Origin of the sequence: Geodermatophilus sabuli (genome assembly GCF_900215145.1) — a bacterium.
GTDB classification, from domain to species: Bacteria; Actinomycetota; Actinomycetes; order Mycobacteriales; family Geodermatophilaceae; genus Geodermatophilus; species Geodermatophilus sabuli.
Genome location: NZ_OBDO01000012.1, coordinates 111,365 through 127,355, shown reverse-complemented (window position 1 = coordinate 127,355; position 15,991 = coordinate 111,365). Strand labels below are relative to the sequence as shown.

Below are 15,991 nucleotides of genomic sequence, written 5' to 3'. Positions count from 1 at the left end.
GCCGGTCACACGGGGACGTCGCCGGGACGTCGCCGGTCACACGGGGACGTCGCCGGGACGCCGCCGGTCACACGGGGACGTTGCTGGCGGCCTTCTTCAGGTTCGAGCCGGCGGTCACCTTGACGGTGTTGGCGGCGGGGATGTCGATCGACTCACCGGTCTGCGGGTTGCGGCCGGTCCGCGCGGAACGCTGGGTCCGCTCGACGGTCAGCAGGCCGGAGACGGCGACCTTCTCGCCGCGGGTGATGGCGTCGACGAGCTCGTCCTGGAGCCCGGCGAGCACCGAGTCGACGGTCGAGGCGGGCACGTCGGCCCGCTTGGCGATGGCGGAGACGAGTTCGGCCTTGTTCACGGTCTTCCTCTCGAGAGTGTCTGTGGGTGGTGCGACCACGGCGGATCGGCCGAGGTCGGACCGGGGGCACGGTGCCATGCCGGGCTGACGATCCGCCACAGAGGGGGGTCGGACGGGTCCCCACGCCCCATCGGTCCACCCGATCGGGCGGCGACGCGGCCCTCCTGCAGGGCCCGTCGCGAGCCTGCGGGCGACGGGGCAGGAGGGTCCTCCATCTAGCGTGGGGTCATGCCGCAGATCCCCGGGACCGACCTGACCGTCAGCGCCCTCTGCCTGGGCGGCAACGTCTTCGGCTGGACGGCGGACGAGGCGACGTCCGCCGCTCTGCTGGACCGCTTCGCCGACGCGACGCCGAGCACCGAGGCCCCGTTCGTGGACACCGCGGAGTCCTACGGGAAGGGGCGGTCGGAGGAGATCCTCGGCGCCTGGATGGCCGCGCGCGGCGCCCGGGACCGGGTCGTCGTGGCGACGAAGGCCTCGCCGCTGGACAAGGAGCACCCGCTGTCGGCGGCGGCGATCCGCACGGCGGCCGAGGGGTCGCTGCGCCGGCTGCGGACCGACCGGATCGACCTCTACTACGCCCACTACGACGACGGGACGACGCCGCTGGAGGAGACGCTGCAGGCGTTCGACGAGCTGGTGCAGGCGGGCAAGGTCCGGTACGTGGCGGCGTCGAACTACTCGGCGACGCGGCTGACGGAGGCCCTGGACACGTCCGAGCGGCTCGGCCTGACCCGCTACGCGGCGCTGCAGCCGCACTACAACCTGATGGAGCGGCCGGCCTACGAGGCGGAGCTGCGGGACGTCGTCGCGGAGCGCGGGCTGGGCGTGCTGCCGTACTACGCGTTGGCCAGGGGGTTACTGACCGGCAAGTACCGGGCGGGGGAGCCGGTCGACTCGCCACGGGCGAAGGGCGCGGCGGTGTACGTGGGCGAGCGTGGCGACCGCGTGCTGGCCGCGCTGCAGGAGGTGGCGCAGGCGCACGGGGTCCCGGGGGCGGCGGTGGCGCTGCGCTGGCTGGCCGACCAGCCGACCGTCGTCGCGCCGATCGCCAGCGGCCGGTCGGTCGAGCAGCTGGCCGACCTGCTGCCGATGCAGGACCTCGTGCTGACCGACGACGAGCGGCAGCTGCTCACCGACGCCTCGTCCTGACCTGGTGGAGGAGATCCGCGGGCGTCACCCTCCCCGCGGATCTCCTCCATCCCGGCGTCAGGCCGCGCGGATGTGACTGCGGACGGCCGCGACCAGCTCCGGGGTGACGTCGGTGACGCCGTGGTCGGCGGCGGCGTGGCCGGCGACGGCGGAGAGGATGCCGCCCTCGTCGACGGCGGAGAAGCGGGCGCTGCAGCCGGGGATGACGTCGCCGCAGGCGAAGGTCTTCATGGGAACTCCTTGTCGGGTGGTGCCGGCCGGGTCGCCCGTGCGGGCGGTCGGTGGCTCTCCTGCAGGACCCCGCCGCGGGCGTGCGAGCGGTCGGGGCAGGGGGGCGTCTCTCAGCGCGCGGCGGCGGCCGAGGCGAGGTCCTCGACCCGCAGCAGGCCGACGACGGTGCCGGTGGGGTCGGTGCAGACGACGGGGTCGAAACGGTGCGCCGGTGGGCGGGTCAGCGCTCGCTGCAGGGTCTCGGTGACGCCCCCGGACGGGTGCACCCGCAGCGACACCGGCGCGGTGAACGTCGCGCCGGTCCGTGCGTCGGCCAGCAGCAGCCCCACCGGGTTCCCCAGGTCCCCCACCAGCACCGCCGGCGCGACGCCGGGCGTGGACTCGCCCGCGCTGCACTGGCGCACCGGCCGCAGCAGGCTCGCCACGCTGTCGGTCAGCCGCGCCCGGGCGACCTGGGTCTGCACGAGCCGCACGACCTCCGGGGCCAGCGGGGCGAAGTCGGGGCCCGGGCGGCCGAGCACCCACCCCTGGCCCAGCGGGACCCCGAGGCGGATGGAGGCGGCCAGCTCACCGGTGGTCTCGATCCCCTCGGCCAGCAGCCAGGCGTCGATCCGGCCCGCGAACTCGCCGACCATCTCGGTCAGCGCCGAGCGGACCGGGTCGGTGTCGATGCCGGTCACCAGCGCGCGGTCGAGCTTGACCAGCTGCGGCCGGACGGTGGCCATCTGCTGCAGTCCCGAGTAGCCGGAGCCGGCGTCGTCCAGGGCGATGAGCGCGCCGCGGGAGCGCAGCTCGTCGGCCTGGCGGCGCAGGGCCACCAGGTCGTCGACGGGGGTGTGCTCGGTGAGCTCGACGACGACCCGGGTGAGGTCCGGGCGGGTGGCCAGCGCCTCCTGCACCGGCTCGGTGCCGAGCAGGTGGGGGCTGACGTTGACGGTCAGGAACGTGTCGCCGGGCAGGAACGGGACGGCGGCCAGGGACTTGGTGATGGCCAGCGCCTCGAGCTCGGCGGCCCGGCCGCACTCGGCCGCGGCGGCGAACCACACGTCGAGGCCCGCGGTGCCCGGGAAGCGGGACAGCGCCTCGTACCCGGCGACCCGGGCGGCGGACAGGTCGACGATCGGCTGGAACACCAGCGTCAGGTCGTCGGGGTCGGCGAGCAGCGGACGGCAGTCCGGGAGGGTGCTCGTGCGGGTCACCGACATGCCGACCCCATCGACCCGCCCGGAGGACGGCTTGACCGGCCCGTGGCGGGCGCTCACCCCGGTGGGGGAGCAACACCGGTGACGCGCCCGGGATCCGGTCCGGGGGCGGCTCCGGCGAGCGTGACAGCATGGACCAGTCTCGCGGTCAGCGCACGGGGTCCGCTGCAGCAGCGGAGGGGGAGAGCATGGCGTCGCCGTTGCCGTCCCCGTTGCCGCGGGGGGTCGACGTCCTCCGCGACCCCCACCGCATCGCCGCCGCCCGCCGGCTGCTGGTCGAGGTCGCGGGCCCGGCCGCCTTCGACCGGCTCTCCGCCCTGGCCGCCCGGCTGGTGGGCGCCGGTCACGCCAAGGTCACCATCCTCACCGACCAGGACACCGTCGTCGGCGGGTACGGCCTGCCGCCGGGCGTCATCGGCGGCCCGGCCCTGCTGACCGGCGCCATCTCCGCGATCACCGTGCGCCGCGGGGCGCCGCTGGTCGTGCCCGACGCCGCGGCGCTGTCCGCGGTGGCCGACCTGCCGGCCGTGACCTCGGGCCAGGTCGCCGCCTACCTGGGCGTGCCGCTGGTCGCGGACTCCGGGCACGTCGTCGGCGTCCTCGCCGTGTACGACCCCGTGCCGCGCGCCTGGTCGGTCAACGACGCCGCGCTGCTGGAGCAGCTGGCGGCCTCGGTGATCGCCGAGCTGGAGCTGTCGGCCGCCCGGACGGCGATCGGCACCTCGCTGGCCCGGCTGGACATCGCCCTGGAGGCCAGCTCCATCGGCATCTGGGAGCGGGACCTGCGCACCGGGGCGATGCGCTGGGACGAGCGCTGCGCGGCCCTCTTCGGTCTGGACGGCGCCGTCGAGCACGACTCGCTCGAGGAGGTGCTGGCCGATCACGTGCACCCTGACGACCAGGCCGCCGTGGCCGAGGCCATGCGGTCGGCGATCGCGCAGCGCTCGGCGTTCATGATCGAGGCGCGGATGTGCCGGGTCGACGGCGGTGTCGTGTGGACGGTGTCCCGCGGCCGGGTGATCACCGACCCGCGCGGCGAACCGGTGCGGGTACTGGGCACGGTCATCGACGTCACCGCCGCCCGCGAGGAGGCGGCGCGGCGCATGTCGGCGGTGCAGCGGGCCGCGGCGATCGCGGAGGTGGCCGCCGAGCTGGCCAACGCCACCCGCATCCCGCAGCTGGCCGAGATCGCGCTCCGCGGCGCGCGTGTGCTCGGCGCGGACGCGATCGGCCTGGCCACCCGCGACCCGGAGGACGGCCGGCTCTACCTGCACCTCACCCGCCGGATCCTCGAGGTGGTGGCCACCGAGGCCGACGTCGTCCTGCCGCCGGGCGGCGTCCCGATGGACGACGACGAGCTCCCCATCCAGTACGTGGCCGAGCACGGGGAGCGGATGCTGTTCGCCGACGCGGCGTCGGCCGAGGCGCGGTTCCCGCGGCTCGCCGGCATCAACGATGTGCTGGGTACCCGTGCGCTGGCGACCTTCCCGCTGCGCGTCGAGGGCCGGCTGATCGGCAGCTTCACCGTCGTCTGGACCACCGAGCACAGCTTCACCGAGCCCGACGTCGAGCTGCTCGAGGCGTTCGCCGCGCAGATCGCGCTCACCACGTCCCGCCTGCAGGCCGACCGGGTCCGCGCCGAGGCCGTCGCCGCGATGGCCGCGGCCAACTCCCGGCTGCAGCTGCTCGCCGACGCCGGGCGGGTGCTGTCGGGCAGCCTCGACATCAGCCAGCAGGTCGGCCAGCTCGCCGACCTCGTCGTCCCGACCCTCGGGGACTGGTGCTGGCTGGTGGTCACCGACGAGCAGGGCCGCATGCACGAGATGGCCTCGGCGCACCGTGACCCGGCGCTGCGGGCAGAGCTCGAGCTGTACGTGCACTCGATGGTCACGGTGATGACGGAGCAGGCGGCGGCCCGCGTCGTGACCCGTACCGGCCGGCCGCTGGTGCTGCCGGAGATCGACGTGGCGCGCATCGAGGCCGCCCTGCCCGAGGCGGCCACGCGGCAGCTGCTGGACCGGCTGGGCGTCGCCTCGGGCGTGATCGTCCCGCTCGTCGCCCGCGGCCAGACCCTCGGGGCGCTCGGGCTGTTCGGCGGCCCGGGCAGGGCGCCGCACGCCCAGGCCGAGATCGACACCGCCGTGGAGGTGGGCCGGCGGGCCGGGCTGGCCCTGCACCACGCCCGCCTCTACGGGCAGCAGCGCGTGCTGGCCGACGCCCTGCAGCACAGCATGCTCACCGCCCCGCCGGAGCCGGACCACTGCGAGATCGTCGTCCGGTACGTGCCGGCCGCGGCGGGCGCGGAGATCGGCGGCGACTGGTACGACGCGTTCCTGGAGGCCGGCGGCGCCACCGTGCTGGCCATCGGCGACGTCGTCGGCCACGACAGCCGGGCCGCGGCGGCCATGGGGCAGCTGCGCGGCCTGCTGCGGGGCATCAGCTACTCCAGCGGCGCCGCGCCGTCGCAGGTGCTGGCCGAGCTCGACCGCGCCATCCGCGGGCTCGCCCTGGACACCGTGGCCACCTCGCTGGTCGCGCGCCTGGAGCAGGAGGACGCCGACCTGCGGCTGGACCGGACCCGCCTGCGCTGGTCGAGCGCGGGACACCCGCCCCCGGTGGTCCTCTCCCCCGACGGGGAGGTGCGGGTCCTCGACGGGCTGCCCGCGGACCTGCTGCTCGGGGTGGACCCGTCGACGCCACGGTCGGACCGGTTGGTGGACCTCCCGGCCGGCTCGACCGTGTTCCTCTACACCGACGGGCTGGTCGAGCGCCGCGGCTGGGACCTCGACGCCGGCACCGACGCGCTGCTGGCGGTGCTGTGCGAGTACGCGGACCTGCCGCTGGAGGCCCTCTGCGACCTCGTGCTCGAGCGGCTGTTCCTGCCGGACGCGGAGGACGACGTCGCCCTGCTCGCCGTCCGCCTGCACACCCAGACCGAGCCCCGGCCGGCCGAGGCCGGCCCGCAGATCCTGCCGCCGGGCATCGAGCCCGCACCCGAGGTGAACCCGGAGGCCGGCGTCGACCGGTGAGGAGGACGGGGTCCTCCTGCCAGGGGGTGGAGGGCGGGGCCCTCCCTCAGGTGCGGTCGCGGCGCCGCAGCTTCGTGCGGCGGCCCGGCGGCCGGGCCCCGCGCACGCGACCGAGCCGGCTGCGGGCCCGCAGCGGGAGGTCGAGGGCCACCGGCGCCTCCCAGCCGCGCCACACCGACAGCACGCGCAGCGCGGCCACCAGCACGATGACCAGCGCCGCCACCGGGATCGGGTCCATCCCCAGCGGCCCGGACAGGATGGTGAGGGCGGTGGCGCCCAGCAGCGCCGCCACCGCGTTGTAGGGCCCGGGCTGGACGATCTCGGCCCGCTGGGCCAGCAACACGTCGCGGATCAGGGCGCCGCCCACCGCGGTCGCGGTGCCGACGAACACGACCGCGGCGCTGGAGAGACCGACGAGCTGGGCCTTCTGCGCGCCGATCACGGTGAAGAAGCCCAGGGTGACCGCGTCGAGCCCGACCAGCAGCGCGGTCAGCCGGGACAGCCAGCCGGAGAAGTAGAAGGTGACCATCGCGGTGATCGCCACCGTGGGCAGGTAGGCCGGGTTGGTCAGCGCCACGGGCGGGCCCTGCGCCAGCAGGACGTCGCGGATGAGCCCGCCGCCGAGCCCGCCGCTGACGGCCAGCAGCAGGACGCCGGAGACCGCGAAGCCCTCGCGGGCGGCGAGCAGGCCGCCGGTGAGCGCGCCGACGACGATCGCGGCGAGGTCGACGGGGGCCGGCACCCGCAGCGTCTCGGCCACCGCGGCAATCGTCTCCACGGGCCGGCATTCTCCCCGGCCCGCGGGTACGGTCCGGTTCCCGGTGACAGGACGGCGGCGTCGTCGCTAGCTTGCGAGCACACCCGCCGCTGCCCTGGAGGTCGCCGTGCCCGTACGCCCGCCGGACGAGAACGAGGTCGCCGCGCTCGCGGCCAGCTACGGCATGAAGCCCAGTGCGGAGGACGTGGCGTCCTACACGCCGATCGTCGCCGCGTTCCTCAGCTCCTACGACGCGGTCGAGGAGCTCTACGCCGGCATCGCCCCGCAGGCGCCGGAGGACCGGCCGAGCAGCCGTCCGTCCGACGCCGACAACCCGCTGGGCGCCTGGTACGTGACCACCGAGATCCGCGGGGCCGCCGAGGGGCCACTGGCCGGCCGGACGGTGGCGGTCAAGGACAACGTCGAGGTCGCCGGCGTCCCGATGATGAACGGCTCGCGCACCGTCGAGGGCTTCGTCCCCCGGGAGGACGCCACCGTGGTCACCCGGCTGCTGGCGGCCGGCGCGACGGTCGCGGGCAAGTCCGTCTGCGAGGACCTCTGCTTCTCCGGGGGCAGCCACACCTCCGTCACCGGCCCGGTGCGCAACCCGTGGGACCCGTCCCGGACGACGGGCGGCAGCTCCAGCGGCAGCGCCGCGCTCGTGGCCGCCGGGGAGGTCGACCTCGCCGTCGGCGGGGACCAGGGCGGCTCGATCCGCATGCCGGCGGCGTTCTCCGGCATCGTCGGCCACAAGCCCACACACGGCCTGGTGCCCTACACCGGGGCGTTCCCGATCGAGCTGACCCTCGACCACCTCGGCCCGATGACGCGCACGGTCGCCGACGCCGCCGCGATGCTCGACGTCCTCGCCGGCCGGGACGGCCACGACCCCCGCCAGCCGGCCGGCCTCGCCCCCGAGCAGTACGCCGCCGCCCTCGGCGGGGACGTCGCGGGGCTGCGGGTGGGGGTGGTCGCGCAGGGCTTCGGCTGGGAGGAGCTCTCCGAGCCCGGTGTGGACGACACCGTCCGGGCCGCCGCGCAGCGGCTGGGGGAGCTCGGCATCGAGGTGGTCGACCTCGACCTGCCGTGGCACCGGCACGCGCTGCACGTCTGGAACGTCATCGCCACCGACGGCGCGACGGTGCAGATGATCGAGGGCAACGCCTACGGCTGGAACTACGAGGGCCGCTACGACCCGGACCTGGTCGCCCACTACGGGCGGCAGCGGCGCGAGGTGGTCGACCAGTGGTCGCCGACGGTCACCGCGGTGGCGCTGGCCGGGCGGTGGTCCTACGAGATGGAGCAGACCCGGCACTACGCGATGGCCCGGAACCTGGCGACCGAGGTCCGCCGTCAGTACGACGCCGCGCTCGCCGACGTCGACCTGCTGGTGATGCCCACCGTGCCGATGGTCGCCCCGGAGATCCCGGCGCCGGACGACCCGCTGGAGACCCGGGTGGCCCGCGCGCTGGAGATGATCGTCAACTGCGCGCCGTTCGACGTCAGCGGCCACCCGGCCACGAGCGTCCCGGCGGGGCTCTCGCAGGGCCTACCGGTCGGGATGATGCTGGTCGGCCGCCGGTTCGAGGACACCACGCCGCTGAAGGTGGCGCACGCCTTCGAGCAGCTGGTCGGCGGCTTCCCGCGCCCACCGGCCCGCTGAGCGGCTCCCCGCGCCCCTCGCCTCGCCCCCTCCACCCCGCCCTGCGCCCGCGCCCCTCGCCCCGCAACGGGAGGCGAGCAGGGGAGGGGCCAGGCGGGCGGGGCGGAGCGGGGGGAGGCAGGGGGGACGGCGGGGGAACGGGAGGGGAGCGGCGGCCTCACTGGCCGGGTGGGACCTCCACGGCCGTCGCCGTCCCCGCGGGCAGGACGGTGTCGTGGGTCGTCGTGTCGTGAGCGTGCATCGCCTCCTGGCGGGCCGCCTCCTCGCGGAGGATCGCCGCGCCCTTCCAGTCCTCCGGGATGGCGAAGGCGTCGACCAGGGTCACCATGTACGGCCGCAGCTCCCTGAGCAGCGCGTTGACCGTGGCGGTGAGCGCCTTGGCCCGGGGGGCGGTCAGCCGGCCGTGCTCCAGGAACCAGCCCTTGTGCGCCTCGACGGTCGACAACGCGTAGAGGTCGCAGAGGCGGTCGAGCAGGGCGCGGGCGGCGTCGTCCGTGGTGCGCTCGATGCCGGCGACGAACGCCTCGAGCACGATCCGGTCGATGTGCGCCTGCGCGGCCTGCAGCACGTGGTCCTGGACGTCGTTGAAGACGTCGAACGGGTCGGGGGCGGGCGTGGCGCTCGATGCGGTGGCCGCGCCCCGGCGCAGCCGGCGGATGGCGCTCTCGAGGGTGTGCTTCTCGCGGTCCTCGAACACCTTCAGCTGCCAGCCGCGGTCGAGCATCGGCACCTCGTCGTCCCGGCCGGGGACGGCGTCGACCAGCCGGGCGATGAGCCCGCGGGCCGCGGTCCGCTCCAGCACGGTCTCGCGGACCATGTCGGCGACGAACCCGACCCGGCCCCACCCGTCGAGGGAGCCGAAGGCGTCGCGGTAGCCGGTGAGCAGCCCCTTGGCGACCAGCTGCAGCAGGACGGTGTTGTCGCCCTCGAAGGTGGTGAAGACGTCGGTGTCGGCCTTGAGGTGCGGCAGCCGGTTCTCCTGCAGGTAGCCGGCGCCGCCGCAGGCCTCCCGGCACAGCTGGATGGTGCGGGTGGCGTGCCAGGTCTGGGCGGCCTTGAGTCCGGCGGCGCGGGACTCCAGCTCCCGCTGCGCCCGCTCGTCGACCTGGTCCGCCCCCTGGACGTCGTGCATCGTGCTGACCAGCTCCTCCTGCGCGAACGTGTACGCGTAGGTGGCGGCCAGGGCGGGGAGCAGCTTGCGCTGGTGCGCCAGGTAGTCGTTGATCGCGACCTCGCGGTCCCCGCGGGGAGCGGTGAACTGGCGGCGCACCTCCCCGTAGCGGACGGCGATGTCGAGGGCGAGCTTCGTGGCCGACGACGCCGATCCGCCGACGCTGACCCGGCCGCGGACCAGCGTGCCCAGCATGGTGAAGAAGCGGCGGGTCTCGTGCTCGATGGTGCTGGTGTACGCGCCGTCCTCGGCGACCTGCCCGTAGCGGTCCAGCAGCATCTCGCGCGGCACGCGCACGTGGTCGAAGCTGAGCCGGCCGTTGTCGACGCCGTTGAGCCCGGCCTTGGGGCCGTCGTCGCCGATCGTGACGCCGGGCAGCGGGTTGCCCTGCTCGTCGCGGATCGGCACCAGCCAGGCGTGCACGCCGCGGCCCTCGCCCTGGGTGACCAGCTGGGCGAAGACGACCGCCATCCGGCCGTCCCTCGCCGCGTTGCCGATGTAGTCCTTGCGGGCGGCCTCGTGCGGCGTGTGCAGGTCGAACGTCTGCGTCGCGGGGTCGTAGGTGCACGTCGTCCGCAGCTGCTGGACGTCGGAGCCGTGGCCGGTCTCGGTCATCGCGAAGCAGCCGGGCAGGTCGAAGCTCATGATGTCGCGCAGGTACGCGGCGTGGTGCCGCTCGGTGCCGAGCAGCTGGACGGCGCCGCCGAACAGACCCCACTGGACGCCGGCCTTCACCATCACCGACAGGTCCTGGAAGGCCAGCATCTCCACCGAGACGATCGCTCCGCCCGCGTCGTCCGCCCCGCCGTACTCCTTGGGGAACCCGAGCGCCACGCGGCCGGACTCCGCGAGCACCCGCGCCACCCGCGTCACCCGCTCGCGCGCCTCGGCGACGCTCTCGCCGTAGACGGGCAGCAGTCCGGGGTCGTGCAGGTGCTCGCGGGCGTCGCGGCGGACGTGCGCCCACCGGCCGTCGAGCACCTCGGTCAGGGCCCGCGGGTCGACGGCGGTCGGCAGGTTCGATGTCACTTCTGGTCCTCCTCGGGGACGACGCCGGACAGGCCGGCCCAGGCGAGATCGGTCAGGTGGGCGGCGAGGTCGGCCCGCGCCATGGGGCGGTCGGCCTGCAGCCACCAGTCGGCGGCGGAGCGGACCAGCCCGACGAGGCCGTGGCCCCAGGGCGCGGCGGCGGCGGGGTCGCGGCCGGCCTGTTCCAAGGCGACGGCGACCAGGGCCGCGGCCTGGTCGCCGACCAGGTCGGACAGGGTGCCGATGGGGTCGGGGGCCGAGGGACGGTCGCCGGCCGGCCGGTGGACGACGAAGCGGTAGACCTCGGGGTCGGCCTCGAGGAACGCCAGGTAGGTGTCGACGGCGGCGGCGACCATCTGCCGGGGCCCGGTGCTCGAGGTGATCGCCTCGCGCAGCTTGGCGGTGAGCTGCGCGGCGACCCGTGCGCAGACGGCCACGTGCAGCTCGGTGCGGTCGGCGAAGTGCCGGTATACGGCGGCCTTGCTGGTGCCGGCCGCGGCGGCGATCTCGTCCATGCCCACGCCGGCCCCGTGCCGGCCGACGGCGGCGAGGGTCGCGTCGACCAGTTGCTCGCGCCGGGCGCGGCGGTGGTCGTCCCAGCGGGAGTCCCGGCGGTCGCGCCGGCGTCCTCCCGATTCTCCGAGTTCCACGATACCCAAGGTACCCAGTACCGTGAGTACCGCGCACAGGGCAGAAATGGCCATTTCTGCCGTCCGGCAGCGACCCGGGAGGTCTCCCATGGCTCCGCAGACGCGACAGGCCGCGATCGTCGGCGGCAACCGCATCCCGTTCGCCCGGTCGAACGGGGCCTACGCCTCCGCCTCCAACCAGGACATGCTCACGGCCACCCTCGACGGGCTGGTCGCCCGCTTCGGCCTGCAGGGCCAGCTGTTGGGCGAGGTCGTCGCCGGCGCCGTCCTCAAGCACGCGCGCGACTTCAACCTGACCCGCGAGTCCGTCCTCGGCTCCCGGCTGGCGGCCACCACGCCCGCCTACGACGTCCAGCAGGCCTGCGGCACCGGGCTGGAGGCGGCGATCCTGGTCGCCAACAAGATCGCCCTCGGCCAGATCGAGTCGGGCATCGCCGGTGGTGCCGACACCACCTCCGACGCCCCGCTGGCGATCCACGACGAGATGCGCCGTGTGCTGATCACGCTCAGCAACGCCAGGACGGTGCAGCAGCGGCTCAAGGCCCTCGCCGGCGTGCGCCCGGGGATGTTCGTGCCCGAGGCGCCGCGCAACGCCGAGCCGCGCACCGGCCTGGCCATGGGTGACCACGCGGCGATCACCGCGAAGGAGTGGGGGATCGGCCGCCATGAGCAGGACGAGCTGGCCGTCGCGTCGCACCGCAACCTCGCCGCCGCCTACGACCGCGGCTTCTTCGACGACCTGGTCACCCCGTACCTCGGCCTGGCCCGCGACCAGAACCTGCGGCCGGACACCTCGGTGGAGAAGCTGGCCGCCCTCACGCCCGTCTTCGGGAAGGGTGAGGGCGCCACGATGACCGCGGGCAACTCGACCCCGCTCACCGACGGCGCCTCCGCCGTCCTGCTGGCCTCCGACGAGTGGGCCGCGGCGCACGACCTGCCGGTGCTGGCCCATCTCGTCGACGCCCAGACCGCCGCGGTCGACCACGTGCACGCCGGTGAGGGGCTGCTCATGGCCCCGGCCCACGCCGTCCCGGTGCTGCTGGCCCGCAACGGCCTCACGCTGCAGGACTTCGACTTCTACGAGATCCACGAGGCCTTCGCCTCCACCGTGCTCGCCACGCTGAAGGCCTGGGAGGACCCGTCGTTCTGCAGGGAGAAGCTCGGCCTCGACGCACCGCTGGGGCCGATCGACCGGTCGAAGCTGAACGTCAACGGCTCGTCGCTGGCCGCCGGGCACCCGTTCGCCGCGACCGGCGGCCGCATCGTCGCGACGCTGGCGAAGCTGCTGCACGAGGCCGGCCGGGGCAGGCGCGGTTTGATCTCCATCTGCGCGGCCGGCGGCCAGGGCGTCGTCGCGATCCTCGAGTCCTGACCCCTCTGTCGGTTCCCGCGGAAACCGACGCCGCTCACTCGTCGGTTTCCGCGGAAACCGACGCTTTCTGGGAGGAACCACCTCGTGAGTGACCGGTACCGCGACTTCGCTGCCTCGGGCCTCGGGGCGACGATCACCGAGCGGCTCGGGCTGCCCCGCCCCGCCGTCGCGGTCGCGCCGGGCTTCATCGTCACCGAGATGACGGCGAGGATGCCGTTGGGCACCCGGGGGATCGGGTCGCGGATCAACTCCCTGCAGCAGGGTGGTCTGCCCGTCGACGTCGGCGAGACGATCGCCTGGCTGGCCTCACCGGGGGTCGCGGCGGTCAACGGCCAGGTGGTGCGGGTGTGCGGCCAGTCGATGCTGGGGGCGTGATGACGCGCAGGGAACTGGAGGAGGCGCCGTCGACGGCGGCGCTGTTCGCGCGGGCGGCGGCGACCGCGCGGGGACGCGGGGGCGCGCTGCCGGACACCCGGCTGGCCCGGACCGGGGTGGTCGCCGATCCCGCGGACGTCGCCGCCTACGCGCGGGTCTGCGGGTTCGGGCTCACCGGCGCCCTGCCGGTGACCCACCCGCACGTGCTGACCTTCCCGCTGCAGGTGGCGCTGATGGCCGACCGCGCGTTCCCACTCGCGCTGCCGGGCCTGGTGCACGTGCGCAACCGGATCGACGCGCTGCGCCCCATCGGGCTGGGGGAGGCCCTGGACCTGGAGGTCTGGGCCGAGCGGTTCGCCCGCCACCGCAGCGGGGCCACCGTGGACCTGTGCGCCTCGGTGTCCGCCGCCGGGGTCGAGGTCTGGCGCGGCCGGTCGACCTACCTGGCCCGCGGTGCGACCGCCCCCGAGGGCGCGCCCGACGCCGACGTCGAGGTGGGCGGCGGCGCGCTGCCGGACGGCGCGGTGCACTGGCGGGTGCCCGCCGACGCCGGCCGGCGCTACGCCGGGGTGTCCGGCGACGTGAACCCGATCCACCTGTCGGGGCTGACCGCGAAGGCGTTCGGCTTCAAGCGCGCCATCGCGCACGGCATGTGGCTCGAGGCGCGGGCGCTGGCGGCGCTGGAGGGCCGGTTGCCCGAGGCGCTGACCGCCGACGTGGCGTTCCGCAAGCCGGTGTTCCTGCCGTCGACGGTCACGCTGGCGACCGCGCCGGCCGACGGCGGCTGGGACCTCGCGCTCCGCAACGCGGTGGCCGGCACCGAGCACCTGCGGGGTACGGTCCGCCCCCTCTGAGCGGCGCCGTGATCATCGGCGGATGGCGGTCGTGGTCGGCGTGCCGGGCAGCCACTCGGCGATGATCAACTCGGGCAATCGGGGCTGCGCGGGGACGCCGACTCCGGTGAGGTGGGGACGTGGACCCGATGGACCCGACCGAGCACCCGCGCCCGCTGCTGCGCCGCCCCTGGACGTCCCTGGACGGGGAGTGGGAGTTCGCCGCCGACCCGGAGCGGACCGGCACGCCCGGCGGGATCGCGTTCGACCGGCGCATCCGGGTGCCGTACGCCCCCGAGACGCCGGCCAGCGGCGTGCACTGGAAGGGCCTGCTCAACCGCGCCTGGTATCGCCGGCCGCTGCCGGCTCCGGGCGGCGATCGCCACACGGTGCTGCACCTCGGTGCCGTCGACCGGGTCTGCGACGTCTGGGTGGGCGGCGCCCACGTCGCGCACCACGAGGGCGGCTACACCGCGTTCAGTGTCGACGTCACCGACGCCCTCGGCGACGGGGCCGACCTGGTCGTCCGGGCCGACGACGACCCGCTGGACCTCGAGGCGCCGCGGGGCAAGCAGGAGTGGCGGGACGAGCCGCACGAGATCTGGTACCCGCGCACCACCGGCATCTGGCGCACCGCCTGGCTGGAGCAGGTGTCCCGGGAGCACATCGCCGACGTGCAGTGGCGTGGGGACCCGCGGACGCTGCGCGTCGACGTCCGGGTGGAGCTGTCGGTCCCGGTGACCGGCGCGCGGCTGCACCTGCGGTTGCGCGCGGGGGAGCGGCTGCTGGTCGACGACGTCGTCCGGGTGGACGGTGCGGTCGTCGAGCGGACCGTCCAGGTGGGGGACGGCGGCTTCGACGACCGCGGGGCGCTGCTGTGGGAGCCCGGCTCGCCCACGCTGCTGGACGCCGACCTCGCCCTGGTCGCCGGGGGCGGGGAGATCCTCGACGAGGTGCGCAGCTACACCGCGCTGCGCTCGATGGAGGTCGACGACGGGCGGTTCCTGCTCAACGGCCGCCCGGCGTGGCTGCGGCTGGTCCTCGACCAGGGCTACTGGCCCGACACCGGAGCCACCCCGCCCCACGTCGGAGCGCTGCGGCGGGACCTGGAGCTCACCCGCGCCCTCGGCTTCACCGGCGCGCGCAAGCACCAGAAGACCGAGGACCCCCGCTACCTCGCCCTGGCCGACCGGATGGGGCTCCTGGTCTGGGCGGAGATGCCCTCGGCGTACCGCCCCGGCCCCACGGCCGCCGCCCGCCTGCTCCGGGAGTGGCCGGAGGTCGTCGCCGCCCACCGGGGGCACCCCAGCGTCGTGACGTGGGTGCCGCTCAACGAGTCGTGGGGCGTGCCCGAGGCGGAGAGCGATCCGCGGCAGCGGGCGCTCATCCGGGCGCTCGCGGCGCAGGCCGACGCCCTGGACGGCACGCGGCCGGTGTCGGCCAACGACGGCTGGGAGGCCCTCGGCGGCGACGTGCTCGGCATCCACGACTACCGGCAGGACCCGGCCGGGCTGGCCGACCGCTACCGCACGCAGCCGGACCTGGAGCGGGCCGCCACCGGCCGGCGCGAGGACGGCCGCCTCGCCGACCTGGAGAGGGCGGGCACCGCGGGTCGCGCCGTCGTCCTGTCGGAGTTCGGCGGGATCTCGCTCAACGCGGCGGCGCTGCGCGGCCGGCCCGACGCCGGGGATCGCACCGAGGCGTGGGGGTACGCCGACGCCTCGTCGCCGGAGGACCTCCTCGTGCGGTACCGCGAGCAGTGGGCGGCGGTGCGCGCCACCGACGCGCTGGCCGGGGCCTGCTGGACGCAGCTGACCGACACCTACCAGGAGGTCAACGGGCTGCTGACGATGGACCGGGTGCCGAAGTGCGATCTCGAGGACCTCCGGCGGGCCACCTGCGGGGAAGGCTGACCGCGCTGCGCATCACCGAGCTGCTCACCGAGGCGGGCCTGCCCTCTCGTGTCGATCCCGGGGGTGGTGCTCGACGACACGCGCACGCCGGCGTGTCCCACCGTGAGAACCCCGTGATCAACGGTCTCAGCGGCCGTCGTCCCACCCGAGGCCGGCGGCCGCTCGTGTTGCGGAGAGGCAACGATCACCGTCCCGACCTGCGAGGTCGGCCGGACGGTAGCAGGGTCGGTGCAGGTCGCAACTGCCCAGCCTGCCGGAGGTC

At 75.2% G+C, this 15,991-nt stretch carries 13 protein-coding genes; 7 read left to right on the top strand and 6 right to left on the bottom strand.

All coding sequences use genetic code 11. The features are described 5' to 3' along the window. Positions 1-67 precede the first annotated feature (67 nt). Positions 68-352: an HU family DNA-binding protein gene (locus CRP39_RS23070; protein ID WP_089336247.1), complete on the bottom strand. Its 285-nt coding sequence runs from the start codon at positions 350-352 to the stop codon at positions 68-70. A 228-nt stretch (positions 353-580) separates the two neighbouring features. Between CRP39_RS23070 and CRP39_RS23065 the strand changes: the two genes are divergently transcribed. Beyond that, complete coding sequence (locus CRP39_RS23065; protein ID WP_097208730.1) at positions 581-1,504, top strand: aldo/keto reductase; 924 nt, start codon at positions 581-583, stop codon at positions 1,502-1,504. 57 nt (positions 1,505-1,561) lie between these two features. On the opposite strand, the gene CRP39_RS23060 is transcribed toward CRP39_RS23065, so the two are convergent. Continuing rightward, positions 1,562-1,735 carry a DUF1059 domain-containing protein gene (locus tag CRP39_RS23060; protein ID WP_097208729.1) on the bottom strand — a complete coding sequence of 58 codons (174 nt, stop codon included), beginning with the start codon at positions 1,733-1,735 and terminating at the stop codon, positions 1,562-1,564. Positions 1,736-1,845: 110 nt separating this feature from the next. Continuing rightward, on the bottom strand, positions 1,846-2,997 hold the full coding sequence (locus tag CRP39_RS23055) for an EAL domain-containing protein (protein WP_245854057.1): 1,152 nt from the start codon (positions 2,995-2,997) through the stop codon (positions 1,846-1,848). A 128-nt stretch (positions 2,998-3,125) separates the two neighbouring features. Here CRP39_RS23055 and CRP39_RS23050 point away from each other — a divergent pair, with 128 nt between their 5' ends. Next, entirely contained in the window at positions 3,126-5,966 is a 2,841-nt protein-coding gene (locus CRP39_RS23050) for a SpoIIE family protein phosphatase (RefSeq protein WP_097208728.1), read from the top strand. A gap of 46 nt (positions 5,967-6,012) precedes the next feature. Here the strand turns inward: CRP39_RS23050 and CRP39_RS23045 are convergent, their stop codons facing one another. Beyond that, complete coding sequence (locus tag CRP39_RS23045; RefSeq protein WP_097208727.1) at positions 6,013-6,744, bottom strand: trimeric intracellular cation channel family protein; 732 nt, start codon at positions 6,742-6,744, stop codon at positions 6,013-6,015. Positions 6,745-6,850: 106 nt separating this feature from the next. Between CRP39_RS23045 and CRP39_RS23040 the strand changes: the two genes are divergently transcribed. Continuing rightward, the gene (locus CRP39_RS23040; RefSeq protein WP_097208726.1) at positions 6,851-8,386 is read left to right on the top strand and encodes an amidase; all 1,536 of its coding nucleotides are present in this window, start codon (positions 6,851-6,853) and stop codon (positions 8,384-8,386) included. Between the two features lie 157 nt (positions 8,387-8,543). On the opposite strand, the gene CRP39_RS23035 is transcribed toward CRP39_RS23040, so the two are convergent. Next, positions 8,544-10,586: an acyl-CoA dehydrogenase family protein gene (locus CRP39_RS23035; RefSeq protein ID WP_097208725.1), complete on the bottom strand. Its 2,043-nt coding sequence runs from the start codon at positions 10,584-10,586 to the stop codon at positions 8,544-8,546. Next, positions 10,583-11,236: a TetR family transcriptional regulator gene (locus CRP39_RS23030; protein ID WP_245854056.1), complete on the bottom strand. Its 654-nt coding sequence runs from the start codon at positions 11,234-11,236 to the stop codon at positions 10,583-10,585. Before CRP39_RS23030 ends, CRP39_RS23035 begins: the two co-directional genes overlap by 4 nt. Positions 11,237-11,324: 88 nt before the next feature. Between CRP39_RS23030 and CRP39_RS23025 the strand changes: the two genes are divergently transcribed. The 4 genes from CRP39_RS23025 to CRP39_RS23010 all read left to right on the top strand — a co-directional run bounded on the left by CRP39_RS23025 (position 11,325) and on the right by CRP39_RS23010 (position 15,729). Beyond that, the gene (locus tag CRP39_RS23025; protein WP_097208723.1) at positions 11,325-12,608 is read left to right on the top strand and encodes an acetyl-CoA C-acetyltransferase; all 1,284 of its coding nucleotides are present in this window, start codon (positions 11,325-11,327) and stop codon (positions 12,606-12,608) included. Between the two features lie 84 nt (positions 12,609-12,692). Next, positions 12,693-12,983: a hypothetical protein gene (locus CRP39_RS23020; RefSeq protein WP_245854055.1), complete on the top strand. Its 291-nt coding sequence runs from the start codon at positions 12,693-12,695 to the stop codon at positions 12,981-12,983. Beyond that, positions 12,983-13,837 (top strand): MaoC family dehydratase, encoded by an 855-nt coding sequence (locus tag CRP39_RS23015; RefSeq protein ID WP_097208820.1) that lies wholly within the window; start codon positions 12,983-12,985, stop codon positions 13,835-13,837. Before CRP39_RS23020 ends, CRP39_RS23015 begins: the two co-directional genes overlap by 1 nt. Positions 13,838-13,965: 128 nt before the next feature. Further along, positions 13,966-15,729 carry a glycoside hydrolase family 2 protein gene (locus tag CRP39_RS23010; RefSeq protein ID WP_245854070.1) on the top strand — a complete coding sequence of 588 codons (1,764 nt, stop codon included), beginning with the start codon at positions 13,966-13,968 and terminating at the stop codon, positions 15,727-15,729. Positions 15,730-15,991: the final 262 nt, after the last annotated feature.

Coding starts and splice junctions, on each gene's coding strand:
- CRP39_RS23025 (WP_097208723.1), top strand. CDS start 11,325: ATGGCTCCGCAGACGCGACAGGCCGCGATCGTCGGCGGCAACCGCATC.
- CRP39_RS23010 (WP_245854070.1), top strand. CDS start 13,966: ATGGACCCGACCGAGCACCCGCGCCCGCTGCTGCGCCGCCCCTGGACG.
- CRP39_RS23065 (WP_097208730.1), top strand. CDS start 581: ATGCCGCAGATCCCCGGGACCGACCTGACCGTCAGCGCCCTCTGCCTG.
- CRP39_RS23015 (WP_097208820.1), top strand. CDS start 12,983: ATGACGCGCAGGGAACTGGAGGAGGCGCCGTCGACGGCGGCGCTGTTC.
- CRP39_RS23060 (WP_097208729.1), bottom strand. CDS start 1,735: ATGAAGACCTTCGCCTGCGGCGACGTCATCCCCGGCTGCAGCGCCCGC.
- CRP39_RS23050 (WP_097208728.1), top strand. CDS start 3,126: ATGGCGTCGCCGTTGCCGTCCCCGTTGCCGCGGGGGGTCGACGTCCTC.